Origin of the sequence: Tundrisphaera lichenicola, assembly GCF_051175385.1 — a bacterium.
GTDB classification, from domain to species: domain Bacteria; phylum Planctomycetota; class Planctomycetia; order Isosphaerales; family Isosphaeraceae; genus Tundrisphaera; species Tundrisphaera lichenicola.
Genome location: NZ_CP195106.1, coordinates 6,438,876 through 6,464,471, shown reverse-complemented (window position 1 = coordinate 6,464,471; position 25,596 = coordinate 6,438,876). Strand labels below are relative to the sequence as shown.

At 67.2% G+C, this 25,596-nt stretch carries 21 protein-coding genes; 13 read left to right on the top strand and 8 right to left on the bottom strand.

What is annotated here, in order from left to right; all coding sequences use genetic code 11:
* Window positions 1–190 precede the first annotated feature (190 nt).
* A complete protein-coding gene (locus tag P12x_RS25530; RefSeq protein WP_435007842.1) occupies window positions 191–1,591 on the bottom strand; it encodes a DUF1501 domain-containing protein in 1,401 nt (466 codons plus the stop codon).
* Window positions 1,592–1,597: 6 nt separating this feature from the next.
* On the bottom strand, window positions 1,598–3,733 hold the full coding sequence (locus P12x_RS25525) for a DUF1549 and DUF1553 domain-containing protein (RefSeq protein ID WP_435007841.1): 2,136 nt from the start codon (window positions 3,731–3,733) through the stop codon (window positions 1,598–1,600).
* Window positions 3,734–4,038: 305 nt separating this feature from the next.
* Here P12x_RS25525 and P12x_RS25520 point away from each other — a divergent pair, with 305 nt between their 5' ends.
* From P12x_RS25520 to P12x_RS25500, 5 genes are all read left to right on the top strand, one after another.
* Window positions 4,039–4,557 carry a hypothetical protein gene (locus tag P12x_RS25520; protein ID WP_435007840.1) on the top strand — a complete coding sequence of 173 codons (519 nt, stop codon included), beginning with the start codon at window positions 4,039–4,041 and terminating at the stop codon, window positions 4,555–4,557.
* Window positions 4,558–4,816: 259 nt separating this feature from the next.
* Window positions 4,817–6,349: a TAXI family TRAP transporter solute-binding subunit gene (locus tag P12x_RS25515; protein WP_435007839.1), complete on the top strand. Its 1,533-nt coding sequence runs from the start codon at window positions 4,817–4,819 to the stop codon at window positions 6,347–6,349.
* 81 nt (window positions 6,350–6,430) lie between these two features.
* Entirely contained in the window at window positions 6,431–7,792 is a 1,362-nt protein-coding gene (gene glmM / locus P12x_RS25510; RefSeq protein WP_435007838.1) for a phosphoglucosamine mutase, read from the top strand.
* On the top strand, window positions 7,789–8,565 hold the full coding sequence (locus tag P12x_RS25505; protein ID WP_435007837.1) for an HAD family hydrolase: 777 nt from the start codon (window positions 7,789–7,791) through the stop codon (window positions 8,563–8,565). Before glmM ends, P12x_RS25505 begins: the two co-directional genes overlap by 4 nt.
* A 61-nt stretch (window positions 8,566–8,626) precedes the next feature.
* The gene (locus tag P12x_RS25500; RefSeq protein ID WP_435007836.1) at window positions 8,627–9,280 is read left to right on the top strand and encodes a sigma-70 family RNA polymerase sigma factor; all 654 of its coding nucleotides are present in this window, start codon (window positions 8,627–8,629) and stop codon (window positions 9,278–9,280) included.
* A gap of 52 nt (window positions 9,281–9,332) precedes the next feature.
* Here the strand turns inward: P12x_RS25500 and bcp are convergent, their stop codons facing one another.
* Entirely contained in the window at window positions 9,333–9,797 is a 465-nt protein-coding gene (bcp, locus tag P12x_RS25495; RefSeq protein WP_435007835.1) for a thioredoxin-dependent thiol peroxidase, read from the bottom strand.
* A 258-nt stretch (window positions 9,798–10,055) separates the two neighbouring features.
* Here bcp and P12x_RS25490 point away from each other — a divergent pair, with 258 nt between their 5' ends.
* Window positions 10,056–10,469, top strand: coding sequence for a response regulator (locus P12x_RS25490; RefSeq protein ID WP_435007834.1), 414 nt, complete (start codon window positions 10,056–10,058; stop codon window positions 10,467–10,469).
* A 34-nt stretch (window positions 10,470–10,503) separates the two neighbouring features.
* Here P12x_RS25490 and P12x_RS25485 read toward each other — a convergent pair whose 3' ends face one another.
* Both P12x_RS25485 and P12x_RS25480 read right to left on the bottom strand, forming a co-directional pair.
* Window positions 10,504–11,913: a sigma-54-dependent transcriptional regulator gene (locus P12x_RS25485; RefSeq protein ID WP_435007833.1), complete on the bottom strand. Its 1,410-nt coding sequence runs from the start codon at window positions 11,911–11,913 to the stop codon at window positions 10,504–10,506.
* Between the two features lie 97 nt (window positions 11,914–12,010).
* Entirely contained in the window at window positions 12,011–13,393 is a 1,383-nt protein-coding gene (locus P12x_RS25480; RefSeq protein WP_435007832.1) for a two-component system sensor histidine kinase NtrB, read from the bottom strand.
* Window positions 13,394–13,763: 370 nt separating this feature from the next.
* Between P12x_RS25480 and P12x_RS25475 the strand changes: the two genes are divergently transcribed.
* The 5 genes from P12x_RS25475 to P12x_RS25455 all read left to right on the top strand — a co-directional run bounded on the left by P12x_RS25475 (window position 13,764) and on the right by P12x_RS25455 (window position 18,906).
* Window positions 13,764–14,543 carry a hypothetical protein gene (locus tag P12x_RS25475; RefSeq protein WP_435007831.1) on the top strand — a complete coding sequence of 260 codons (780 nt, stop codon included), beginning with the start codon at window positions 13,764–13,766 and terminating at the stop codon, window positions 14,541–14,543.
* Between the two features lie 90 nt (window positions 14,544–14,633).
* The gene (locus P12x_RS25470) at window positions 14,634–15,884 is read left to right on the top strand and encodes an anion transporter (protein WP_435007830.1); all 1,251 of its coding nucleotides are present in this window, start codon (window positions 14,634–14,636) and stop codon (window positions 15,882–15,884) included.
* 14 nt (window positions 15,885–15,898) lie between these two features.
* On the top strand, window positions 15,899–17,191 hold the full coding sequence (locus P12x_RS25465; protein WP_435007829.1) for an MFS transporter: 1,293 nt from the start codon (window positions 15,899–15,901) through the stop codon (window positions 17,189–17,191).
* A gap of 232 nt (window positions 17,192–17,423) precedes the next feature.
* Window positions 17,424–18,350: a hypothetical protein gene (locus P12x_RS25460; protein ID WP_435007828.1), complete on the top strand. Its 927-nt coding sequence runs from the start codon at window positions 17,424–17,426 to the stop codon at window positions 18,348–18,350.
* 247 nt (window positions 18,351–18,597) lie between these two features.
* Entirely contained in the window at window positions 18,598–18,906 is a 309-nt protein-coding gene (locus tag P12x_RS25455) for a hypothetical protein (protein WP_435007827.1), read from the top strand.
* A gap of 130 nt (window positions 18,907–19,036) precedes the next feature.
* Here P12x_RS25455 and P12x_RS25450 read toward each other — a convergent pair whose 3' ends face one another.
* The 3 genes from P12x_RS25450 to P12x_RS25440 all read right to left on the bottom strand — a co-directional run bounded on the left by P12x_RS25450 (window position 19,037) and on the right by P12x_RS25440 (window position 23,517).
* A complete protein-coding gene (locus P12x_RS25450; protein WP_435007826.1) occupies window positions 19,037–20,188 on the bottom strand; it encodes a prenyltransferase/squalene oxidase repeat-containing protein in 1,152 nt (383 codons plus the stop codon).
* Window positions 20,185–21,711, bottom strand: a complete 1,527-nt coding sequence (locus P12x_RS25445; protein WP_435007825.1) for a hypothetical protein — start codon at window positions 21,709–21,711, stop codon at window positions 20,185–20,187. Before P12x_RS25445 ends, P12x_RS25450 begins: the two co-directional genes overlap by 4 nt.
* Before the next feature lie 144 nt (window positions 21,712–21,855).
* The gene (locus P12x_RS25440) at window positions 21,856–23,517 is read right to left on the bottom strand and encodes an FAD-dependent oxidoreductase (protein WP_435007824.1); all 1,662 of its coding nucleotides are present in this window, start codon (window positions 23,515–23,517) and stop codon (window positions 21,856–21,858) included.
* 293 nt (window positions 23,518–23,810) lie between these two features.
* Here P12x_RS25440 and P12x_RS25435 point away from each other — a divergent pair, with 293 nt between their 5' ends.
* On the top strand, window positions 23,811–24,845 hold the full coding sequence (locus P12x_RS25435) for a zinc-dependent alcohol dehydrogenase family protein (protein WP_435007823.1): 1,035 nt from the start codon (window positions 23,811–23,813) through the stop codon (window positions 24,843–24,845).
* A 109-nt stretch (window positions 24,846–24,954) separates the two neighbouring features.
* Window positions 24,955–25,554, top strand: a complete 600-nt coding sequence (locus P12x_RS25430; protein WP_435007822.1) for a hypothetical protein — start codon at window positions 24,955–24,957, stop codon at window positions 25,552–25,554.
* The last annotated feature ends 42 nt before the right edge of the window (window positions 25,555–25,596 follow it).

Here is a 25,596-nt window from a genome sequence, read left to right as displayed (position 1 = left end):
GTTCGTGATTCATGCCCGCCGAGGATCGATCGGAGGCGCCGCCCGACTCGGGCCGTGAGGGCCGCGATCCGGGTCATCCCCCGGCCGGGCCTGGAGTACCAACCGGCCGGGGGTGCACTTCGATGATATCCTCGCGAGTCAAGCAAGACCGGCGAACCTCCGCCACCCCCGGGCCCCGGCGAGATGGGGATCAGCCCAGGATCTCCTCGATCGGCCCCATGCTGTCCTCCCACTCGACGAGCCGGATGGTCCGTCCGAGGACCCGGATCTCCATCTTCTCGTAGTCGAGGCCGAGCTGGCGGAGGATCGTGGCGTGCAGGTCGCTGTAGTATCGCGGGTCTTCGACCGCCCGGAAGCCCACCTCGTCGGTCCCGCCGTGGGTGACCCCGCCCTTCACGCCTCCCCCGGCGAGCCAGGCGGTGTAGCCCCTGGGGTTGTGGTCGCGCCCGGTCGTGTTCTGCGACCAGGGGCTCCGGCCGAACTCGCTGGACCAGACCACCAGGGTCTCGTCGAGCATCCCGCGCTGCTTGAGGTCGCGGATCAGGCCCGCGATCGGCTTGTCGGTCGCGTGGCAGAGCGGGGCGTGGGTCTTGATGTCGCCGTGGGCGTCCCACCCGCCATTCCCCCCGCCCGCGTGGCAGACCTGGACGAACCGGACCCCCTGCTCCGTCAGGCGCCGGGCCATCAGGAGTTGACGGCCGAAATCGTCGGTCCCTTCCTCGTCGATCCCGTAGAGGTCGCGGACGTGCTTCGGCTCCCGCGAGATGTCGACGACCTCGGGCGCGGCCAGTTGCATCCGGGCGGCCAGCTCATAGGCCCTGGCCCGGGCGGTGATGTCGGACTCGATGGCGTACTGGTCGCGGAATTCCCGGTTCATCTGCTCCAGGATCTGCATCTGGCGTTCGCGCTCGGCGGCGGTCCCGCCTTTGGGAGGCTTCAGGTTGGGGATCGGCGTCTCGCCCGGCTGGAACGGGGTGGCGGCCTCGCTCGCCCCCAGGTAGCCGCCGGTCAGTTGCACCGGGGAGGAGGCCCGGCCGATATTCACGAAGGTGGGCAGGTTCTTGTTCGCGCTCCCGAGCGCGTAGGAGACCCAGCTCCCGAAGGTCGGGTGGTCGAACTGACGCCCTCGATGACCGGTGCAGGTCTCGATGACCGCCGGGAAGTGGTTCGCCTCGTGACACCACATCGACCGGACGACGGCGATTTCGTCGATCACCCCGCCGACGTGGGGGAACCAGTCGGAGACCGGAATGCCCGACTTCCCGTGCCGGGTGAAGGTCCGATCGCAATGGATCACCGGCCTACGCATCTCGGCCCGGTTGTCGCCGAAGCCCACCGCGTCGATCAGCTTGCCCGCCCACTTGTTGTCCTTGGGGTCGAACGTGTCGATGTGGCTCACGCCCCCGCACATGAACAGGAAAATGACCGACTTCGCCTTCGCCGGGAAGTGCGGGCCGTGGACGGCGTCCCGGATCTCGCCCCCCTCGGCCCAGACCGCCCCCATCGCCGCCCCGAGGAAGCCCCCCCCGGCCCGGTGCAGGAAATCGCGACGGGAGACCCGGCCGCATGGGAAAAGTGGGTCGAACGCCATGCCGGATCACCTCGCGTAGAGAAATTCGTCCAGGTTCATCAGGAGCCAGGCCAACCCTTTCAGGCGAGCCGGATCCTCCTGGAGATAGGCCAGCGCGACCTCTCGCTCCGACTCCGATGGGGGGCGGGCCACCGCGATCCGATAGCCCAGGTCGACGGCCGTCTTCAGGTCCCCCTTCGACTCCCGGCGGAGTCGTTCGGCGAACCGGTCGGAGGCCGCTTCGACCACGTCGCTGTTCATCAGGAACAGGGCCTGGGGCGCGGTGACGGTACGGGTCCGCATCGGACAGGGGGCCCGGCCGTCGTCGACGTCGAACGATTGCAGGAAGTTCGGCACCACATCCCGGTTGGTGGCATAGCCGCGGATCATGTAGGCACCGCGCCGGGCCGAATCCGTGCCCTTCCCGCGACGTCCGCCCGCGTCGAACGACGGGCCTCCGATCGACAGGTCGAGGGTACCGGCCGCGGCGAAGACCGAATCCCAGATCGGCTCGGCTTCCAGGCGACGGAGGCGGAAGTGCCAGAGTCGGGCATTCGCCGGGTCGGCCTCGACGTTCGATTCCGAAGTTCCGGAGGGGACGTCGGAGGCCAGCTTGTAGGTGTTCGAGGTGACGATCAGGCGATGAATGTCCTTCATCCGGAACCCGAGGCGGACGAATTCGGAGGCCAGCCAGTCCAGGAGGGCCGGGTTGGTGGGCGTGCCTCCCAGGACTCCGAAGTCGCTCGAAGTGGCCTGCAACCCCTCGCCGAAGTGCCACTGCCAGAGGCGGTTCACGGCCACCCGGGCGAACATCCGGTTGTCGGGCGAAGTTAGCCAGTCGGAGAACGCCTCGACCCGACCTTCGCGGAACTCGACCTTCTCCGGGCCGAAGGGCCAGCCTGGCTCGACCTCGTGGTTCAGCTCGGGCCGATCGGGCTCGCCGCTGGTCAGGATGTAGCTCTTCTCACCCTCTTTCCTGGGGTCGACCTCGACGGTCCAGAATGCCGGGAGGGACGTGCCTCGACCGCCGCCGGTCCGGGATAGTTGACCCTGAAGATCCCGGTACTTCCGCCGATCGTCCTCGGACAGGGCTTCCTGGATCTTGTCGGAGTCGAGCCGGAGGACCGGGTAATAGTCGTCGGCGATCTTCTGCTCGGCGGCCGATCGATCCTGTTCGGGCTTCCGGATGATCGCCCGGACGTCGTCCGGGAGCATCGCAATCCGGTCTTCGAGGAGTTTCGCCCGGGCCGGGGCAATCAACTCGTTCAGGGGCCCTTCGATGGCCGCTCGCTTCCGATTCGCCTCGTCCTGAGCCCGACCGGCCTCGATCATCTCGGAAGCGGTGGCCAGGGTGACCTTCCGGAGCGAGAGCGGGTCGAACAGGGCCTTCATCGCGTAGAAGTCGCGCTGCTTGATCGGGTCATAGCGGTGGTCGTGGCACTTGGCACAGCCGACGGTCAGGCCCATGAAGGCGGTGGAGACGGTCTCGACGGCGGTGATCGGCAGTTCCTTGGTATCCTTGCCGTCGCGGAGGACGGCCCCTCGGGCCAGGAAGCCGAGCGCAAACTGATCGTCGGGCCTGGGCTCGGCCCGCGATCGGACTCCCGTGGCCGACATCTGCGTCCGCTCGGTGCTCCGGTAGCCGGTCAGTTGAGCCCGGACGAACTGGTCATAGGGGACGTCTTCGTTGAGGGCATTGATCACCCAGTCGCGCCAGAGGTGGATGCCGGGCGCGGCGATCATCCTCTCGTCTACGTCGGCATACCGCAGGACATCGAGCCAGTGCCGTGCGTAGCGGACCCCGTGCTGATCGCTGCCCAGGAGCCGATCGACGACCTTCTCGTACGCGTCCGGGGAATCATCGCCGAGGAAGGCGTCCTGTTCCTCGGGCGTGGGCGGGAGCCCGACCAGGCCGAGCGTGACCCGACGGAGGAGCGTCCGCCTGTCGGCCGGTCCGACAGGCCTGAGCCCTTTAGCCTCGTAGCCCGCCGCGATGAAAGCGTCGATCGGGTTCGAGGAGCCGGTCAACCCCGAGGGGACCTCGGGCCGGGCCAGCGGTTGCAAGATCCAGGGGGATGCCGACCCCTCGGGCTCCTCGACCGCCTGGGCGATGGGAGCGAGGAGGACGAGGAACGAGGCTATCCGGACGAAGGACGATCGCACTCTCCCCACCTTCCGTATTCGTAAGCCTGCAAAATCCCGAGCGCGTCCCGATCTCGCCCCGATTTGAGGCCAACACTCCAAGTTAATCAGCGGCAAAAGGAACAGGTCTGGTCACTCTTTGATCGACGAAGGTCCCGAGGGTCCTCCTGCCATCATGCAGAATTCCGGTCGAGAGATCGAGCCCCTCCCCCCTACACCGGCTCTCTCCACCGACCAACGGAGCGTCAGCGATTCGATCCTGGACGCGGGACCGATCGCCGTGGGATGATCGGGTTAAGTTGTTGTCGATGATGGGAGGTCCGAAGATGCGAATTGCCGCCATTTGCCTCGTCGCCGTCGTATGGCTGGAGATGCTCGGATCTTCGGGAGAGGCCGAAGCCCAGGTGGTCGGGTTTTCACCGACGATCGGCAACCTGCCCGACGGGGTCGGCCTCGGTGTCACGCCGGTGGTCTCGGCCGATCGCCGGTATGTCCGGCTCTCCGTCGGCGCCGGGTTCCAGACCGTCGATGGCTTCCAGACACTTGGGGTGCCGGGCGCGGTCGGGGGTGGGAACGGTGGCGGCCTGAATTCGATCGGGGTCGTCAGCGGGATGAATGGGCCGATCGGCCCTAACATGCCGGGCGGTCCGATGGGATATCCCGGACCCTCGGGATCGTTCGGGTATGGCTACGAGTTCGACGGCCCGGGTCCGGGCTACTGGCCTGCCGATGAATATGGGAACTGGCGTCCCGCTCCCCGGAGGACCAAGGCCGCCAGGACCAAGGTCACCCGCTCGAAAAAGCCCGCTGGCGAGCCGGTCGTTGCTTCGAAGAAGAAGCCGTGAGGCCGGGAGGAATGATCAAGTTCTCGTGAAGTTCCGATCTTCGGGCGAATTCGCTGCGAATCGAATGGGCGAAAGCACGAACTTCAAAGGCAGGGCCGAGCTCATCGCGACGATTTCGCGATGAGCTGGACCTCGAAACGGGATTGGGTTCGTTTTTCCCGGGGCGTGATGCGACGCCATCGGAAGGTCCGGCGACCGCGGGACCAGGGTACGATTCGCGGCGGATTGGGTTCGTTTTTCCCGGACGGGGCATATTTAGATGAGTCGGAGTCCGGGTGGTCGTCGCTGGTTCCGTGGCCTCGTGCTCCCCGCGGTGGGGTTGCTCCTGATGGCGGGATTGGCCTTCTCGGTCGTCCGGGACGACTGGCTCCGGCCCCGCTTGTCGTACCGGCTCACGATCACCGGGGGGAAGTGGCCAGGCCCCCGGCAGCGGAGCGTGGAACTCCTCCGACGCCTGGCCTCCCCTGCCCTGGTCCTGACAACCTCGGAGGTCCCCGGCTCGGTCGAAGCCCTGGATCGGGTGAATCGGGGCGAGGTGGACCTCGCGGTCGTCCAGGGGGGGCTCGACTCGAAGCAGTGGGTCAATGTCACCCAGGTGGCGGCGCTGAACGTCGAACCCTTGCAACTGGCCGTCCGGGGAGAGCTCGCCCAGGAAGTCGAGGGGAATCTCCGGGCGCTCCAGGGGCATTCGATCAACATCGGCGAGGAAGGCAGCGGCTCGAATGCCCTGGCGAGCGAAGTCCTCGACTTCGCCGGGCTCAAGGGCCCGGTCGGCACCAGTCCCGGCGCTTACTCGGTAAAGACCCTGAGCCATGAACAGATCGACGCGATCCGCGACTCCGAGCAACTGCCCGATGCCGTGATGACGGTCGCCGCCTTGCCGACCCCGATGATCCAAAATCTTGTCAACCGTTGGGGATACCGCCTCATCCCGATCCGGTTCGGCGAAGCATTCGCGCTGGAGGACCTGAACTCCGACCTGGATGTTTCTCGAGGGAATCCGTCGAATGCGCGGGTCCGCATCGACAAGGTTCACCTCCATGAGACTTACATCCCCGAGTTCACTTACGGCGTCGAGCCCGCCGTGCCGCCCGAGGATCAGTCGACTTTCGGGGCACGGGTCCTGGTCGTCACCCATCGGGACACCAACCCCGAGGTGGTGAAACGACTCCTGGAGACCGTCTTCCTCGGCAAATTCGCCCAGTCCACCCGCCCTCCCTTATCTCCCGCTCTCCTTGATCTTCCTGCCGAGTTCCCACTTCACCAGGGGACCGTCGATTTCCTGGAGCGGAACAAGCCGCTGCTGCTCGGGGATGTGGAGTTCCTGGGGAATTCCACGACCGTCCTCGGCGCCGTCCTGGCCGGCTGGTTGTTCGTCTATCAGATCGCCAAGCGGTGGTATCGGAGGAGGCGTGAGCTGGGTTTCGAGTCCTACCTGTTCAAGGTCACCGAGATCGAGCGGAGGGCCCTCGACTACGAGCTGGCGGCCCGACTCGACCTCCATGCCCTGGTGGAGCTTCAGGCCGACCTGGGCCGGATCAAGACCGAGGCCATCCGCCGGTTCACCCAGGGGGAGCTGGAAGGCGAGGGGCTCATGTCGGGCTTCCTGACTCATGCGAACGACGCTCGCGATTACCTGGCCCGGCTGATCCTCCACGCCCGGACGGCGATCGAGAAGCGGGCCAAGCGGCAAGGCTTGAGCCCCGAAGTCGCCTGGGAACGGGCCCTCGCCGGAGAGGAGCCGATCGAGAACCGCGAGCGGCCCTTGCCGATCGAGGGGGATCTCCTCTAGAGTGTGGGCGACGGAGCCCAGGCATGGCCGAGGAATGATGATGGGTGGCTGGTGACTGATATCGTTTGATCGGAGGGGTTTGTGGCGGGGACTCGGATTGCGAGCGTTTCGGGGGTCCGGGGGGTCGTCGGCGACGGGCTGGACCCGGCGATCGTGGCCGACTTCACGGCGGCCTACGCCTCGGGGCAACCCTCGGGGCCGATCGTGGTCGGGCACGACGGCCGGGTCTCGGCCCCGGTCTTCCTGCAAGCCGTGCTGTCGGCCGTGACCGCCACCGGTCGCGACGCGTTGCTGGCCGGGCCGGTCGCCACCCCCACCCTGGGCCGCCTGGTCCGCGACCTGGGGGCCGCCGGCGGGGTGCAGATCTCGGCCTCGCATAATCCTCCGAAGTACAATGGTCTCAAGTTCTTCCAGCCGGGGGGGATGGTCCTGGGGCCGGCCGAGGGGCGGGCGATGCTCGACCGTCTGGAAGCCCGCGCGCTCCACTGGGCGAGCTGGGACGCGCTGGGGCGGGTCCGGACGCTCGACGAGCCCGACGGGGGCCACCTGGCCCTGGTCCTGGCCACGGTCGACGTCGAGGCGATCCGCCGACGGAATTTCTCGGTCGTGCTCGACGCCTGCCACGGCTCGGGAGGTCGGCTGGGCGAGGCGCTGCTCCGGGCCCTGGGGTGTCAATCGGTGGTCCTGGGAGGGATTCCCGATGGTCGCTATGACCACATTCCCGAGCCGACCGAGGCGAATCTCGGGGGATTCTCCAAAATCGTCCCCGCCCTGGGGGCGGCGGTTGGCTTTGCCCAGGACCCGGATGCCGATCGTCTGGCGATCGTCGACGAAAACGGTCGATACATCGGCGAGGAGCTAACTCTGGCCCTGGCCGCCTCGCATCGGTTGACCCAGGCGACCGGCCCGGTTGTCCTGAATCTCTCGACCTCGAAGGTCACCGAGGATCTGGCCGGTCGGTTCGGCTGCCCTGTGATCCGGACCCCGGTCGGCGAGATCCACGTGGTCCAGGCGATGAAGGCTCATACTGCCGTGCTGGGCGGCGAGGGGAATGGCGGGGTGATCGACCCGAGGGTCGGGTTCGTCCGGGACAGCTTCGCCGCGATGGCCCTGGTCCTCGACCTCCTTGCGACGACCGACCGGCCCCTCTCGGAATTGGTCGACGCCCTGCCGAGGTACTCGATGGTCAAGGATCAATATCCGCTGGGAGGGGCGACGGTGGCGGTCGGCGACCTCTTCGACCAGATTGCGGAGGCCTACCCCGAGGCGAAGGCCGACCGTCGCGACGGGCTCCGGCTCGACTGGCCCGATCGCTGGGTCCACGTCCGGTCCAGCAACACCGAGCCGATCGTCCGGGTGATCGCCGAGGCCCCCGACGCGTCGACCGCCCGGGCCCTGGCCGAGGGAGTCGGCCGGCGGGTGACCGCCGGGAGGGAGTCGTGAGCAGCGTCTGGCCCTCGTACGAGAGTCCTCCGGCCGTGGCATTCCTGGACGTCGACGGCACGCTCCTGGCCGAGACGACCACCTATCTCTTCGCGCGGATCCTCCGACGCCGCGGGCTGATCCGCCGATCTTTCGTCCTCCGCGCCCTCTATCACGGCCTCCAGCATCGCCTCGGGCGGCTCGACTACGGGCGGCTCGTGGCCTTCGGCCTGAACAGCATCGCCCGGATACCGGTCGTCGAGCTTCAGCGGATCGCCCACGAAAATTTCATCGAGCATGTCCGGCCCCGCCTCTATGAGGGGGTAGTCGAGCACCTGAACGACCTCCGGAGCCGAGGGACCGCCGTCGTCCTGGTCTCGTCCTCGCCAGGGATCGTCCTGGAACCGCTCTCGGACTACCTGGGATGTACCGATACAATTACGACCCCGGTCCGGATCGAGCGAGGGAGGCTCGTCGGAATTGCTGAAGGTCCCCCATGTTATGGCGAGGGAAAGCTATTTTATGCTCGCCGTTGGGCCGAGTCTCGCGAAATCGCGATGGACTCGGTGGCCGCTTATGCGGATAATTGGAGTGATCGGGCCCTGCTGGGTCAGGTCGGACGGGCGATCGTCGTCCATCCGCACCGGAAGTTGAAGCGTCTCGCCCGGCAGAAAGGCTGGACGATCGTCTGGCCTCGACGACCTCGAAATGCCATCCGGGGCAACTCAACCCGGCACGCCGAATCGGACGAAAGCGCCCGGCGAGATCTCGGTGGCGGGCGTCCTGTGTCCTAGGATGAGAAGAGTTGCCGCCTCTCGCTTCCTCCTGTTTCCTGCCTTGCGGGAGTTGACCGCGATGCCTCCTGAATTTTCCCAGATCCCGAAAGCCCAGCGGGGCCGACGCGCCGGCGCCATGGCGTTGGTCATGGGCCTGGCGGCCCTGACGGCACAAGCGTCCGAATCGGAACTGGTCCACGACATCCAGCGCTATTGTGCCGTCTGCTGGCGGAACGCCCGGCTCGACCCCGGCATTTGGGACGACTGCACCCAGGAGGTCTGCTGCCGACTTCTGGGCAAGGCGAGGGCCGGAGACCTCGACCTGAACCTGGTCCTCGCCGACGATACCGCCGAGCGTCGCGAGCTGGTCCGGGCGATCGACATGGTTCGCAAGCGGGTCCAGCGAGCCCGGCGTCACCAGAGCTTCGACGAGCAACTCGCACCCGGCTCCGAGCGGGATACCCGCGATCGCGAACGGCAAGAGCTGGGCGAGATCCTCGAAGCCGCCCGTCAGGCGGTCCTCTCCCCGAGGCAAGACCGGATCGTCGAACTCTGGACCAGGGGCTGGAACGTCCCGGAGATCGGCCAGGCGATGGGCCTCGCCCCCGCCCGGGTCAGCGACGAGAAGTACAAGGCCCTTCGCAAGCTCGAACGCCACCTGGCCGACCGGCGCGATGACCTCAACCTTCCCGCCGAGCCGTTCGAGTCCGAGGACGTCCGCCAGGTCGGGTGAAGTCGCCGGTCGAGTCGGCCTGCCCCTCTCGACCGGATCCCTCCCGCCCGGCTCATCCCATCGCCTTGAGTGCCTCGAGGATCGCCTCGGAGTGCCCGGGGACCTTCACTTTCGGGAAGATCTTGCGGACGACCCCATCGCCGTCGATGAGGACGGTGGTCCGTTCCACGCCCATGTAGGTCTTGCCATACATGCTCTTCTCCTTCCAGACGCCGAAGAGCTGGCAGACCGCCGTCTCGGTGTCGGCCAGGATCGGGAAGTTGAGCTGAAATTTCGCGGCGAACTTGGCGTGTGACTTCACGCTGTCGGGGCTGACTCCCAGGATTTTGGCCCCGGCGGCCTGGTAATCCGCGTCGGCATCGCGGAAGGCGCAGGCTTCGGTGGTGCAGCCCGGCGTATCGTCCTTCGGATAGAAATAGAGGACGACCGGCGAACCCCGCTGCGCCGAGAGGGTGACGGCCTGGCCATCCTGGTCGAGCAAGGTGAAGTCGGGGGCGGGCTGGCCTTCTGCGATCATCTTGGGGATTCCTTTCGAGGGGCTTTCGGGCTCCGACGCCCCACCATTGTAGACATCCGGGCACCGGATCCCAACGCGAGCCATCGGGCCGGCCCAGGGTCCATTTCGGTCGCGGTAAGCCGAAGAATATCGGGGAGCCCAGGCTGTTGGTCTGGTATTTGCTCCTGCTAATATGGCGTTTCGTTGCATGGAGGAAAATGGTCGAAGGCTCTCGCAAGATCGGGCAATCGCTGGCTCGGGCTATTGAAGGTGCCGTTCATGAGTAAGTTTTTTGACGCGTTTCGCTCGGCGGTCGACCGGGCCTCATGGGAGGAACGAACGAGGATCTTGATCGTCGAGGACAATAACGACCTCGCTCGCGTCATCGCCATGCTGCTCCGCCATTGCGGATTCGACGTGAAGACGACGCACGACGGACGCCTGGTCCTCGCCGTGGCCCGGGCGTTCCGGCCCCGATATATCCTCATGGACATCGGCCTCCCGGGCATGGACGGTGCCCGGGTGGCCGAGCAACTCCGCCAGGATCAGGAATTCGAGGACACCTTGATCATCGCCATCTCGACGTATGGCCCCCACGAGCATCCCGCCATCACCCGCAGCGCCCAGTTCGACCACCACCTGACCAAGCCCTTCAGCCTGGAAGATCTGCTTTCGGTGCTCCGGTCGGCCTGAGGATCGGCCTGGCGGTCTCCGGGGACGGGACCGGTCAATCCTCGGCGGCCTCGTTGCCGAGTCCATACTCGCGGATCTTGTCGAAGAGCTGCCGACGGCTGATCCCCAGCTTCTCGGCGGTCCTGGTCCGATTCCCCCCCGAGGCGAGGAGCGCGCGGCGGATCGCCTTCCGCTCGACCTCGGCCAGGAGGACGCGGAGGGGCAAGTCCTCCGAGGTGTCTTCGGGGCTGATGGGCTTGGATGGGGTCGCCGGGTCGGCCTCCAGGTGATCGGGCAGGATCGCGCGACCTCGGGCGGAGATCGCGGCGCGGGCCAGGGTATTCTCCAGCTGTCGGACGTTGCCCGGCCACGGGGCCGATCGGATCGAGGCCAGGGCCTCCGCCGAGAGGGACAACCCGACCCATCCGTATTTCCGCTCCAATCTCCGGAGGACCGAGTGCGCCAGCGGTTCGACGTCCTCCGGGCGGTCCCGGAGGGGGGGGATGGCGATCCGGATCACATTCAGCCGGTAGTACAGGTCCTCGCGGAATCGCCCGTCGGCGACCTCTCGCGCGAGATCGCGATGGGTCGCGGAGACGACTCGGGCGTCGGTCGACAGGGTCTCGGTCCCTCCGACTCGCTCGAACTCGCGATTCTGGAGGACCCGGAGGAGCTTGACCTGCGCCGAGGCGGGCAACTCGCCGATCTCGTCGAGGAAGATCGTCCCGCCCGAGGCCCGCTCGAATCGTCCGACTCGGGCGCGGTCGGCCCCGGTGAACGCCCCTCGCTCGTGGCCGAATAGTTCGCTCTCGATCAGCCCTTCGGGCAAGGCCCCGCAGTTCACCCGGACGAACGGGCCGGCACTCCGCCGGGAATGCGCGTGGAGGGCCGAGGCCACCAGTTCCTTGCCGGTCCCGCTCTCGCCCGAGATCAGGACCGGCTCGTCGGTGGCGGCGGCCCTGCCGATCGCCTTGAAGACCTCGCGCATCGCGGGCCCCTGGCCGATCAACTCGGGCTCATCGGCCGGGTCCTCGCCGGGCTCGTCGGCCGAGTCCACCCGCGCCCGGAGCGCCCGGACCTCGGCGGCCAGGGCCCGCTGGCGGAGCGCTCGGCGTAGGGTGATCATGACCTCATCAAGATCGAAGGGTTTGCTCAGATAATCATAGGCCCCCCGCCTCATCGCCTCGATGGCCGGCGCGGAGCCTCCGAAGGCGGTGATGACGATGACCGGCAGGTCGGCCAGGATCGCGCCGAGTTCCTGGAGGACCGAGAGCCCATCGCGACCCGGCATCTTCAGGTCCAGAAGGACGGCGGCCGGGTCCTCCGAGCGGATCTTCGCCAGGGCGTCTTCGCCGTCGACCGCCTCGACCGAACGGAAGCCCTCGGCCTCGACCAGTCGAACGAGGTTCCTGCGGATGGTCCGGTCATCGTCGGCCACGAGAATCAGGTCGGTCGGTTCGGACATCGGAGTTCCTTCGATCGGGTTGAGCCTGCGGCCTCGGGACGATTGCGGGTCGAGCACTCGGAGATCGGCATGAGGAGGATCGGGCCGCGACCCCGCCTCAACCCAGGGGCAAGGCCAGGGTGAAGACCGCGCCGGGCCCGATGGCCCGAGGGCCGGCTTTCAGGTCGCCGCGATGGGCCAGGGCAATCTCTCGGGCGATGGCCAGGCCCAGCCCTGTCCCGTCCGGCTTGGTCGTGAAGAATGGCTCGAACAGGTGCTCCAGGACGTCCCGGGCGAGCCCCGGGCCGGTGTCGGCGACCTCGACCTCGACGAGGCCCTCCGAGGGGGCGAGCCGGGTCGAGACCTTCAGGAGCCCGCCCTCCGGCATGGACTGGATCGCGTTGGTCGTGAGATTCCGGAGGATTTGCAGCACGGCCGGGGCGGCCATCGGGATCGGCGGGAGCGAGGCCGCCAGCGAGGTCTCGATCCGGACTCCCACGGCAAGGGCCGGGCCCTCGGCCAGTCGGGCACTCTCGGCGACCAGGGCGTTCAGGTCGCCCGGGATCATCTCCTGGGCGTCGGCCCGGGAGAAGTGGAGGAGTCGGCCGACGATCCCGTCGAGCCGGTCGACTTCGGCGAGCAGTCCTTCGTATGACTCCTCGTCCCGGCCGATCCCGCGCTGCCAGAGCTGGACCGTCGATCGGATCCCGGCCAGGGGGTTGCGGACCTCGTGGGCGACGCCCGCCAGGAGCTTGCCCAGCGCCGCCAGCCGCTCGGATCGGCGAAGCTCGACCTGCAAACGGTCACGCTCGACCCTCTGCCGGGCCACGGTCCGGGAGAGGCCGAACGTCAGGGCCAGGGCCAGCGCCACGCCTCCCAGGGCCAGGCCCGCCGAGATCTGGTAACCCCGGAGCGATCGATCGAGGAACAGGGGGTCGATCAGGCGGGTCATGGTCCAGGTCGCGGCGACGACCCGACCGTCGACGATCACCGGGGCGGTCCGGATCGCGACGGTGCTGGGCGGGACATCCAATACCACGAAGAACGCCTGGTTCCGGCGGATCGCGGCGTCGGACTGGATCTCGATCAGGTCGGCCTCGCGCGGTGGGGGACCTTTTCGGATCCCAGGACGACCCAACCGGGTCGACCTGGGCTCAGTCGGGAACGTCGAGCCGAGAAACCGCTTGTGATCGCGGAGGAAGTACCCCCCCTCGACCCCGTCGAAGCGGGCCAGGACCCGGCGCGATTCCTCGGCCAGCCGACGGTCGAGGGCGTCCCACTCCTCCGGGGAAAGCTCGTAAGGCCAGCGAGGGGCCGAACCGAGGACGGTCCGGCCCTGACGAGACAGCGCCTCGCCGGCCCGGGCCAGGACGTTCCCGGCCGAGATCCGCCTCCGCTCGCGATTCACGACCGAGGTGCTGGTGGTCCAGAGCGTCGCCAGGGCCGCGACGAACAGCACGACCACCGCACCGACCTGGATCCGCAACGGTACGCGTAACATCCCGGACCCCCGTTGCCATCGACCCCGACCCATCATCGACCACGGCACATTCTCAAGCAACGATCGGGCCAAACGTGGCACCGATTCGGGCCGGTGGGGCCGAGCCGCGAGGAAGGCCGGTCGCGGTGCGGATCGAGGCCCGTTCGATCCTCGATCCCGATCCCCTCGGAGTTCCTCCGGTCGGTCCACTTCGGGCGGAAAGCCCCCGTGTCGGCGGGGGGATTCCTCCCAGGTTGAGGGGCGAGCGGGCGGAAAATCGCGGTTTTTTGGCCGATTTCGGGGTCGGCACGACTCGTGCAATGGCCATTCGACGAGGCGGCGAAATGGGCCGCATTAACGAATCGACAATCAACAGGATGGGAGAAAACACATGCTTTTGCTCAAGCTCCTGACGCTCGGCACTTCGAGCCTGCTGGGCCTGGCCCTCGCGGCTGGCCTGCCTGCGGAACCCGCCTCCCCTCCCGACGAACCCCCGCCCCCGAAGGCCAAGAAGAAGGGGGATCACGGGCCGGGCGGCGAGCTCAAGAAGACCTATGACATCCTCCGCCGGGTCCGCTCCGACAATCGATCGGCCGGCCGTCCCGAGGAGCGGCTCCGCGACTGGACCGAGCGGGCCACCCAGCTCTACCGTAAGGCCCTGAAGTCGTTCGAGAGCGGGGAGGATCGCGAGTCCCGCGAGTTCAGCATCGCGGCTCATGACCTGGCCCGTGCCATCGATCACGCCCGGAACGCCGCGAGCTTCGACATCGACGACGACCTGCCCCCGCCCCCCGAGGCCGGAGGACCCGAAGGCGAGGGAGAACGGACTAACCGCGACCTCCGTCGGGCCTTCGACCGGATCAACGACATGAAGGAGGAGTCCGGCGGGGACGACCTCGCCTTCTATCTCGACGCCGCGAAAGACCTGTACAATGCCGCCCAACGCGACGCGACCTCCGGCCGGGGCGAGCGGGCCGGTGAGCTGGCCCGGGCCGCCGAGGCGCTGACCCACGTCCCCGAGCACCTGGCGAGGGCCAACGGCGACGATCACCCCGAGCCTCCCAAGGCCAGGAAGAAGCCCGATCGCGACCGCCCCGAGCTCCCCAAGGAGAAGCGCGAGAAGAAGGAGCGGCCCGATCGCGCCGAGGAGATCCCCCCGCCGATCGACTGATCGGATTCGCGACCCCCTTCCGACCCTGGCGGCGGGCCTGGGCCTCGAGTGCCCCCTCCCGCCGCCCCTTCACTCCAGGAACCGCCGTCCGTGACAAACCCCTCCAACTCGATCCCGCTGGTCTCCACCGTCTTCGGGCTGACCTACCTGGGCCTGGCCATCGGCAAGGTGCCCGGGCTGAAGATCGACCGATCGGGGATCGCCCTCGTCGGCGCCTCGGTGATGCTGGGCCTGGGCGTCCTCACGCTCCGAGAAGGGGCGAAGTCCGTCGACTACGAGACGATCATCCTCCTCTTCGGGATGATGGTGCTGGTGGGTTATCTCCGGATCGCCGGCTTCTTCTCCCTGGCGACCGATCGAATCGCCGAGCGATTCTCCTCCCCTCGACCGCTCCTGGCGGTGACCATCGGCCTGTCGGGGGTCCTCTCGGCGTTCCTGGTCAATGACGTGGTCTGCGTGGCACTCACGCCTCTGGTGCTCGATTTGACCCGGCGATTGAAGCGTCCTCCGATCCCCTATCTGGTCGGCCTGGCCACGGCGTCGAATGTGGGCTCGGTCGCCACGATTACCGGAAATCCGCAGAACATCATCATCGGATCGCTCTCCGGGATCTCCTATCTCCGGTTCGCCGCGAGGCTCGCCCCGGTGGCCCTGATCGGGCTGATCCTGACATATTTGGTCGTCTCGATCGTCTACCGAGGATCGCTGGACGAGGCGGAGTCAGGAGATCGGGAATCAGAAGTCTTGCCCGAGCCGGAGGTCGATCGCGGCCTGTTGATCAAGAGCGTGGCGGTGGCCCTGGCGACGGTCGGCCTGTTCTTCGCGGGGTTCCCGATCGCCCTGGTGGCCCTGGGCGCGGCGGCCGTCCTGATGCTGGGCCGGGTCCGGCCCGAGAAGGTCTACGGATCGGTCGACTGGCCCCTTCTGGTGATGTTCGCCGGGCTGTTCGTGGTGGTCCACGCCTTCGAGATCACCGTGGTCCGGACCTGGGGGATTGATCGCTGGCACGTCCTGCTCGATTCGCCGGTGATCGCGGTCAGCGCTCTCTCGGCGGCCCTCTCGAACCTGGTCTCGAACGTCCCGGCGGTCCTGCTGTTCAAGCCCTTGATGGAAGCCATGGCCGCTACTCAGCGGGAGCAGGCCTGGCTGGCCCTCTCGATGTCGAGCACGCTGGCCGGGAACCTGACGGTCCTCGGATCGGTGGCCAACCTGATCGTCGTGGAGAATGCCCGACGCGCCGGGACCGAGTTGGGGTTCCTCGAATATCTGAAGGTCGGCATCCCACTGACGATCGCGACGACCCTGGTGGGCGTCGGCTGGCTGGCCCTGACCCATTATTGATCGAGAATTCTCCGATGAATGTCGAAGAGTGTCATCCGAGTCGCGCCAGCCTCCGGGCGCTCGACCTCCTGAACCTAGTCCTGGCCGACGTCCGCGACGGGCTCGGCCCCTACCTGGCGATCTACCTGGCCACGAAGCACTGGGACCCCTCGCGGATCGGCATGGCGATGTCGGCGATGGGGATCGCCTCGGTGATCGCCCAGACCCCGGCCGGGGCCCTGATCGACCGGACCACGCGCAAGCGATCGTGGATGGTTGTCGCGGCGATCCTGGTGGCGTTGGGCTCCGTGGCGATGGTCCGGCTCCCGACCTTGCCGGTGATCCTGGGGGCCCAGGCGATCATCGGCGCGGCCTCGGCCATCTTCGCCCCGGCCATCGCGGCGGTCAGCCTGGGACTCGTCGGGCACTCGAAGATGTCCCGGCGGACCGGACGCAACGAGGCCTTCAATCACGCGGGGAACGTCGTGGCCGCGATCCTGGCCGGCCTGATCGGCGATCATATCGCCTACGAGGGGATCTTCTACCTCCTGGCCGGGATGTGCGGGGCCTCGATCATCGCGACCCTGATGATCCGCCCCGACGAGATCGACGACGACCTGGCCCGTGGCGGCGAGGACTCGGTCGATGGCGTCCCGAAGGTTGCCGCGCTCGGTGCGCTGTTCCGCGATCGTCGGATCCTGGTCTTCTCGGCCTCGGTGGTCCTGTTCCACTTCGCCAACGCGGCCATGCTGCCGCTGGTCGGCCAGAAGTTGACCACCGGCAAAACCGATGGCGTGGCGGGATACATGTCGGCCTGCATCATCGCCGCGCAACTGGTGATGGTGCCCGTGGCGATCCTCGCCAGCCGGATGGCCGACTCGTGGGGCCGACGCTCGACGTTCCTGATCGGGTTCGCCGTCCTGCCGGTCCGAGGATTCCTCTACACGATGACCGGCAACCCTTACGCATTGGTGGCGATCCAGCTCCTGGATGGGATCGGCGCGGGGATTTTCGGGGTGGTTGGGATCCTGGTGATCGCCGACCTGACCCGAGGCTCGGGCCGGTTCAACGTGATGCAGGGGGCCTTGGCGACCGCGACGGGCATCGGGTCGTCGGCCAGCAACCTGATGACCGGGGCGATCGTCTCGCGATTCGGCTTCAACGTCGGGTTCCTGGTCCTCTCGGCCATCGCCGGGGTGGCCCTGGCCTTCTTCGCCCTGGCCATGCCCGAGACCCGCGATCCGGGCGGATTTCCCGTCGATGAAACGGAACCACATCCGCAGGTCGATCAGGCAGACTCCCCCGCGCGGGTCGGGTCGGCACCTTGACTCCCGAGGGATCCGACCTCGGATTCATGGGGCCTCGGGAAAGGACGACCCGCCATTGAGGACGAACCCCCGCAGGGATATGATGGGGCACTCCGATATCCTTCGAACACGAGCTGGGTGAAGGTCCTCCCGAATCCGGCAGAATTCCGCCCCCGGTGAACGGCGGATGTCGAGGCGAAAACGTCATGGTTGAAGTAGCAGCGAGCTTCAACTCGAATCAGGGTCGTCAGCCATGACGACGAGACGAATCCGGTATCGGTTCAGCCTCCGCGTTGCGATGGGATTGGTCCTCGTTTGCGGCGCATTGTTAGCCTTCGTGACCGTGCCGGCACATCGACACGAGCGTGCCCTCGCCGACATCCGAGCGGCCGGCGGCACGATCCGATTCCAGGTTGGTCCTTCGGAATCATGGATCGATAAGATCATCACCTCGACCCTCGGCCCTGATGCCGTGGCCAACGTGTTCGCTGTGGACTTGAGGAAGGCGAAGATCAACGACGATTTCCTGCATTGCTTCTCTGCGTTGCCCGAGCTCAGGGAACTCGAGCTTGAGGATACGCAGGTCTCCGATGACGGCCTGGAGCATCTTGGCAATCTCGGGGAGCTTCGCACGCTCCTGCTGGGCGGGACTGCGATCTCCGACGCCGGTCTCGCGAAGCTGACCCACCTCCGATTTCCCGAACTTCGCTCTCTCAGCATCCAGGGGACGAAGATCACCGACGCAGGCCTCGGCGAGATCGCGAGGCTTACCAATCTTCAGGAATTGAAGTTGAATGCGACCGAGACGACGAACGAAGGACTGGCCAAGCTCGTGTCGCTCAAGGGCCTAGTGGATCTCGGGCTACGCGGCTCGAAGGTGACTTCGGCTGGCCTTGTAAACCTGAAACAGATGCCGAGCCTGGAAAAGATCGGACTCTATCAGACTGAGGTGGATGACGTAGGCGTTCAGGATCTCGCCGAGATCCCCTCGCTGCGCCAGGTCGATCTCTCGATGACGCGAATCACCGACGCGGCATTCCGGTCCCTGGATCATCTCCCGAAGCTCGAATCCCTCGACGTTTCCGCCGCGGATGTTTCCGCCGAAGCGGTGAAAGTATTTCAACAGGCCCATCCGAAATGCACGATCGAGGCCTACGGCATCAAGGGCGGGAATCGGTAGGTGCGTCATGCCCGAGATGAGATGAGACCGAATCTCTCGGATTAATTGACCATAGTAGGGTCGGCCGTGCGGGCCGCATCCTCGGATGGATATCGGAGATGCGGCCCGCACGGCCGACCCTGCAAGAGCCACTCATTCAGGCGATTTTGTATGAGTTCGAGCGGGCGAAAAGGTTGACCCCCAGCCAGAGATTACAGCTCGACGTTCGGGAACGGTGAGTTAGAGTCGGGAACTGCCGGAGGCGTCGATGTCGAACGAGGAGCGGTCCCTCAAGTGCGAGCACTTGGCCTTTCGATTCGAGCGAGCGGCCGACCTTGACGAGACCAGGGCCGCCACATTTCGAGGGAGAGCGGCCCAGAAGTCTCGGGAGGTCGAGGAGCACCCGGAAGCACCGGAGCTTCGGGCACTCGAGGTCGAGTTGATGGGGGTGGCCACTTACTGGGACGAGCGGGCGGCATGGTCTCGCGAGATTGCGAAAAGATTCTCGCGAATGGCGGAGTCCCATCGGGCAATCGCCTCGCCGGGGCTGCTTCGAGAGAAAGGTCAGGCTCAGTAAATCACTCGATCACTGGCTCGGGCGAAGTAGGATGGTCGGTTGACCGTTGCCTCGTCAGCCGGTCGAAGATCGGTGTCTGAACTGGAGCGACTCAACCCCGATTAATCCGATGACGAACCCCTCCCGGGGATCAGGGGTTTCGCGGCGGGCCGTTGGCCAGGGCCCCGAGGGCGAAGGGGGTGGCGACGAGCGGGTCGTCCTCCTTCGAGGCGGAATATCGGTTGGCCCAGGTCCCGTCGGGGCGTTGCCTCCGGATCAATTCGATAGCCAATTCGTCGGACCATTCGACCTTCCGCCCGTCGCGGAGGAAGGTCCGGATTCCCATCGATCGGAATGCATGCGAGAGGGACCAGCAATAGTAGAAGTAGGTGGCGTCGCGGTCGGGTTCGAGGGCGGGCTCGAAGGTTCCCGGGACCTCGGTCGCGGAGAAATTCCGTTCGAGCCAGCGGCGCGCCGCGAGGACCCTCGGGTGGTCGGGGGCCAGGCCGAGCCGGAGCAGGGCGCGGAGCCCGTCGGCGGTGGTCGAGCCGTAGGAGTGGTAGCGTCCCGGTCTTGGGCCTCCGGCCTTGTTCCGGGCGGGGTCGGTGGGGGTGAGGAAGAAGCCGCCGTCGTCGAGCTTGGCGTCCCCCGACTCGAAATTCTGGCATCGAAAGATGAACGATCGAGCGTCCCGGATCGCCGGGTCTTCGGCCGAGGCGCCCAGGACCCGGAGCGTCCCGATGGCGAAGAGGGTCGAGGACAGGTCGGCGTCGACCGGGTGATCCCCGGGCCGATTCGAGGCGGGCTCGATGGCGTAGCCCCAGGCCCCGAAGGGAGGATCGTCGGGCGACCAGCCGAAGGGCTCGACGAGCTGCCTCCGCCGGAGATCGGCCAGGAAGGCGTCGATCGCCTCGCGACCTCCGGGCACGGGGATCTTCGAAAGGGCCAGCGCCGAGGCGGAGTCGGCATAGACCGGGTAGAGCCTCCCGAACGGCCCGGCGTCGATTGCGCCTCCGGGCTTGACCTGCCGGGTGAGGTAGGCGGCCGCACGGGCCCTCGCGACCTCGGAACCTTCGACGTCCGGGGCGAAGGCCACCGCCTTGAGGACCGAGGGGGTCAGCGAGGCCCCGTCCTTGAAGATCCCGTAGGTCCTCGACCGCCAGGCCCCGTCGGGGGCCTGGGCCTCGATCAAGGCCCGGGTCCCTCGGGCGATGGCCCGGTCGATCTGCGAAGTTGGGTCGTCGCCCGACGCTTGGGGCGTCAAGGCGACGATCAGCAGGAGGAAGGCTCGGCGTGGCCTCATTGGACGACGGCCTTCTCCTTCGACGGGTCGGCGGTCGGGGTCCGGTCGCAGAGCAGGACGAGGAGGGCGGTCGAGGTGCAGAAGCTCCGGCCGGTGATGCAGTGGTGGCCGGTCCAGCTCCCGTCGTCGTTCTGGATCCGGTTGAGGTTGGCGGTGATCGCGTCGTCCCACTTCTTCCAGGCGGGTCCGCCCTTCTGGACCAGGCTCTCGCCGATGTTCATGTAGCTCAGGAATTCCTCGCCGCCGTTGGAGCCGAAGCCGGCCAGGAATCCCTGGTCGTCCAGACGGGCGATCACCTGAGCCTGGGCGGTGTCGCAGGCGAGCTGAGCCTGCGCGAATCGATCCAGCTCCTTCTTGGCGTCGGCGACCGCGGGTTCATCCCTGGAAGTCTCGACGATCCGCCGGAGTTCGGCCTCCTTGGTCTTGTTGGTGTTCACGGAGTCGGAGAGGACCGCCAGGCTGGAGGCCCGGTCGTAGAGCTCGACGCCCGCCGAACCCATCCCTCCCCGGCCCATCATTCCTCCCATCATCATGGCCCGGCCCCCGAAAGCGGGCGAGCTCATGCCGGCCGACTTTCCCGCCACGGGGATCTCGGCGGCGGCGGGTGCCACGGCGGCGACCGTCACCGGGGCGATGCCCGGGCCGACAAACGGTGCTGCCGGCTCGGCCGCGGCGACCGGGGCGGACTGGGCGAACTGGAATTTGGCGAAATCCTCCGTCTTCGCCAGGAGCGAGGCATCCACGACCGCTCCCCGCTGGAAGGCCCGATTGATCCCCTTGCCGGCCATCGACTGCGCCAGGATCGGGGCCCATCCGGCCTGGTTGTCCCAGCTTCCATCGGCCTTCTGGTGCGCCTTGATCTTGCCGAGGACCTTGTTCAGGGCGACCTCGACGGTCGCATTCTCGGCCGAATCGGCCATCCGGTCCTTGACCTCGGCCAGCAGGAGCGAGGCGAGGAAGGTGTCGATATTGGGCCCGAGCTTGGCCTGGACCCGGGTCCCCTGGATGCTGGAGACGGCCAGCGATTCGGCGTCCGACCCCTCGACTTGCGACCGGACGAAGCGCACGGCCTTGGCGATGGCATCCTTGTAAGGGCCGGTCGAAGGGGTGCTGCCCGACCGGATCAGGGCCAGCGCCGCGACGCAAGTATCGGCCACATTGGCCTTGTCGCGAAGCTCAGCCCCCCCGCCCATCTGCTGCGACTCGTCCCCCTGCCCCCAGCCGCCGTCCTTGAGCTGGTGCTCGACCAGCCAGTCGAGGCCCCGCTTGACCGACCCGCTGATCGGCTTGGGATCGACGCGAACCGCCGGGGTCTCCGGGGCGTCCTGGGCGGCGACCGGGGCGATCACCTCCCCGCCGGGGAGCGTCGAGGCCTCGGCTCCCGTCGCCGGCGGTTCGATGAGCTTGATCTTCCCGGGCGTGGTCGCCTGTCGCGGTTCGGGGGCCTGCTGGGTCTGCATGGCCCCCCAGACACCCAGCGGCAAGATCAGGACAAATGCCAATCCTCGGACATGCTGGCGCATTGGATCCTCCTCGGCATCGGGAATCGGGAACACCGGGCGAAGTGGCCTCAGCTTGGACGCGGCCGGTCACTCCGAAGTTCCTCGGATTTCGATCCCGACCCGGTCCGTGAGGTACAACGTCCGGGGGGGAGGATCCTTGGGCGATTATCCCTCGTTCAAGGCCCGATGGATGAACTGGACGACGATCGAGCCCTCGCCGACCGCCGAGGCGACCCGCTTGACCGACCCGCTCCGGGCGTCCCCCACGGCGTAGACCCGGGGCATGCTGGTCTCGAAGAGGGTCGGTGGTTTCTCCCCGGGCCAGCCGAAGCAGTGGAGCTCGTGGGGCAGGAGATCGGCCCCGGTCTTGATGAAGCCCTTCTCGTCCATGGCCAGCGTCCCGTCCAGCCATGCGGTGCAGGGCAGCGCCCCGATGAACAGGAAGAGGTGGCCGGAGTCGATCGTCCGAGGGGCCTGGCCTTCGGTCGTCAGCTCGATCGATTCGAGGCACTCGCCTCCGGCCAGCCCCGTGACGCAGGTCCGGGGGTGGACGTGGATGTTGGGCGTCTCCTCGATCCGCCGGATCAGGTAGCGGGACATCGTGTCGGCCAGGTCATCTCGCCGAATCACGATGTGGACCGACCGGGCGCAGCGGGCCAGGAAGACGGCCCCCTGCCCGGCCGAGTTCCCCCCGCCGACGATCACCACGTCCCGCCCGTTGCAGAGGTCCGACTCCATCGCGGTGGCGCCGTAATAGATGCCGCATCCCTCGAACCGGTCGGCCTCGGCAACTTCGAGCCGTCGGTATTTGGCACCGGTGGCGATCACGACGGAGCGGCCCCGGATCTTCCGCCCGTCGGCGAAGGTGACCTCGAAGTTGGCCCCCTCGCGCCGGAGCGAGACGGCCCGGACCGGGTTGGCCAGCCTCGCGCCGAACTTCTGGGCCTGCATGGCCGCCCGGTCGGCCAGGTCGCGGCCCGAGATCCCGGTGGGGAAGCCCAGGTAGTTCTCGATCTTGGAACTGGTCCCGGCCTGGCCTCCGGGGGGCGAGTTGTCGATCGAGGTGACCGAGAGCCCCTCCGACGCCGCGTAGACCGAGGAGGCCAGGCCCGCCGGCCCCGACCCGACCACGATCACGTCGCAAAGCTCGTCGGTGGGCACGACGTTCAGCCCGAGTTCGTCCGCGATGTCCTCGTCGGAGGGGTTCCGGCAGATATCCCGGTCGCGGTGGAGGATGATCGGCGTCTCGTCGACCCCCACGCCGAATTTCTCCAGGAGCGTGGCCACGCCGGGGTCCTTCTCCAGGTCGAGGAAGGTGAACGGCTGATTGTTCCGGGTCAGGAACTCGCGGATCCGGTGGGTCTCGCGGGCGAACCGCGATCCGATCAGCTTGATCGAGGAGTGCCCCTTCTCAATCAGTGCGGATCGGCGGATCAGGAAGGTCCGGAGGATCAGGTCGCTCAGCTCCGAATCCTCGACCACCAGCCGCTGGAAAGAGGCGGGAGAGACCCGGAGCACCTCGGCCTCCTCGGCGACCCAGGCCTGGACCACGGCGGCCGACCCGCTGAGCGTGGCCGGGTCGCCGACGAACGAGCCGGGTCCGGCCTCGACGACTAGCCGGAAACCTTCGCCGGAATACTGGCGGATCTCGACCCGGCCCGAGAGGATCACGAAGAAGTCGATGTGCGTGTTCCCCTCGTCGAAGAGGAGGCTCTCGGGGGAGAGACGCTCGCGGCTCCCGTAACCCGACACCCGACGGATCTGCTCGTCCGTCAGCCGGGGCGAGATGTCTTCCTTGGTGATTCCGGCGACTTCAACGGCCATCATCGTCCTCCATGGCATCGAAACCAGGGCAGGTTGGCGGACCCTCCCCACGATCAATCCCACATCATAACCGGCCCGGCAATCCCGGACACTTCGATCGAGGGTCCGGGCGAACCCGGGCGGCCTCGACGGACCCGGGAAAAACGAACCCAAACGGCTCGACGGGAAGGAATTCGATCCTGGCCCGACTCTTGCAAGATATTATCGCGGGAGATGGCAATTGGTGAGTTGCCTTTCCGGGGTCGATCCCCGGGGAATCTCCCGGCTCGATTTACTCCCCCGGAGATTTCCCCCCGATGCTTGCTTCCGTCTTTCATGGAAAGGGCGATATCCGGGTCGACAAGGTTCCCGACCCCAGGCTCCAGGAGCCGACGGACGCGATCGTCCGGATCACCCACGCTTGCATCTGCGGCTCGGATCTCTGGTTCTATCGGGGCCTGGATGCCTGGGAGCCGGGGTACCGGACCGGTCACGAGTGGATGGGGGTGGTCGAGGAGGTGGGCCCGGCGGTCCGGACCGTGAAGCCGGGGGATCGGGTCATCGCCCCGTTCGCCTTCTCCGACGGGAGTTGCGAGTTCTGTCACCACGGCCTGTTCACCTCGTGCGTCCACGGCGGATTCTGGGGAGGGACCAATGACGGAGGCCAGGCCGAGGCGATCCGCGCCCCCTTCGCCGACGGGACCCTGGTCGGACTCCCCCCCTCGATCGAGGGGGATGAGACGCTACTCCGGGCGATCCTCCCCCTGACCGACGTGATGGGGACCGGCTACCACGCGGCGGCCTCGGCCGGGGTCCGGCCGGGCTCGACGGTCGCTGTCGTGGGCGATGGAGCGGTCGGACTCTGCGGGGTCCTGGCGGCGAACCGGCTCGGGGCGTCGCGGATCATCCTCCTGGGGCGTCACGACTCGCGGATCGCGATCGCTCGGGGATTCGGGGCGACCGACGTGGTGAAGGAGCGGGGCGAGGAGGCGATCGCCCGCGTGATCGAGATGACCGGAGGGGGCGCCGAGTGCGTCCTGGAGTGCGTCGGCCTGAAGGAGTCGCTCGACACCGCCATCGGGATCGCCAGGCCGGGCGGGAGGATCGGCAACGTGGGGGTCCCCCATGTCGCCGAGCCGATCGATCTCCGGCGGATGTTCCGGCACAATATCGCCTTGAGAGGCGGGGTGGCCCCGGTTCGCGCCTACTTGCCCGACCTCCTCGATGACGTGATCGCCGGCCGGATCGACCCATCTCCAGTGCTGGACAGGACGGTCAAGCTCGAAGGTGTCCCCGAGGGATACGCCGCGATGGACGCCCGCGAGGCGATCAAGGTGATGGTCCTGGTCTGAGTTCGCGAGGGACCGACCGCAAAATCCCGACTCGACGAGCCTCCCCGATGGACGGGGATGCTCGACATCGTCGACAATCCTCGGAATAGTCTTCCGAGGAGTGACGCCGATGTCCGATCCCGCCGAGATCCGGCTCGCCTGCATCGGTTGCGGGGCGATGAATCCATCCGATGCCGAAGTCTGCTCGGGCTGTGGCCATCGGTTCCGCGACCCGACCCCGGTCCTCGCCGAACCTGACCCGATGGCGAACCCTTACGAGGCCCCCCAGACGCGGGTGGCCCGGGCGCCCACGTTCCAGATTGGCACGGCCATGATCTGGATCGCGGTGGTCGCGCTCTGGATGGGGGCGTTCGCCGCCGGGGCCGCGGTCGGGGTCCTGGCGACCCTGGCCCTCCTGCCGGCGACGATCCGGCTCGTGTTGGTCTCGGCGAGGAGGTCGGCGGAAGGGCGACCGATGAGCATGGGGGATCAGGCCCTCTCCTTCGTCGGGACGGTCGCGTCCAGCATCGTGATCGGCTTCAGCTCGATCGTCGCTTTCGGCCTGACCTGCTTCCCGATGGCCGGAGGCGGGGTCGATCCCCTCGTCTCGGCCGTGATCGGCCTGGGGGTGGCGCTCTTCGTCGGCGGCGGGTTCACCTATGCTCTGGTCAAGGCGAACCGGTTGCGGGTGGAGCGGGAGCGTGACCGCGAGTTGATCGTCTGGAAATGATCGCACGATCCCCAGGACCCTCCGATGTCTCAGCCCGAAGAA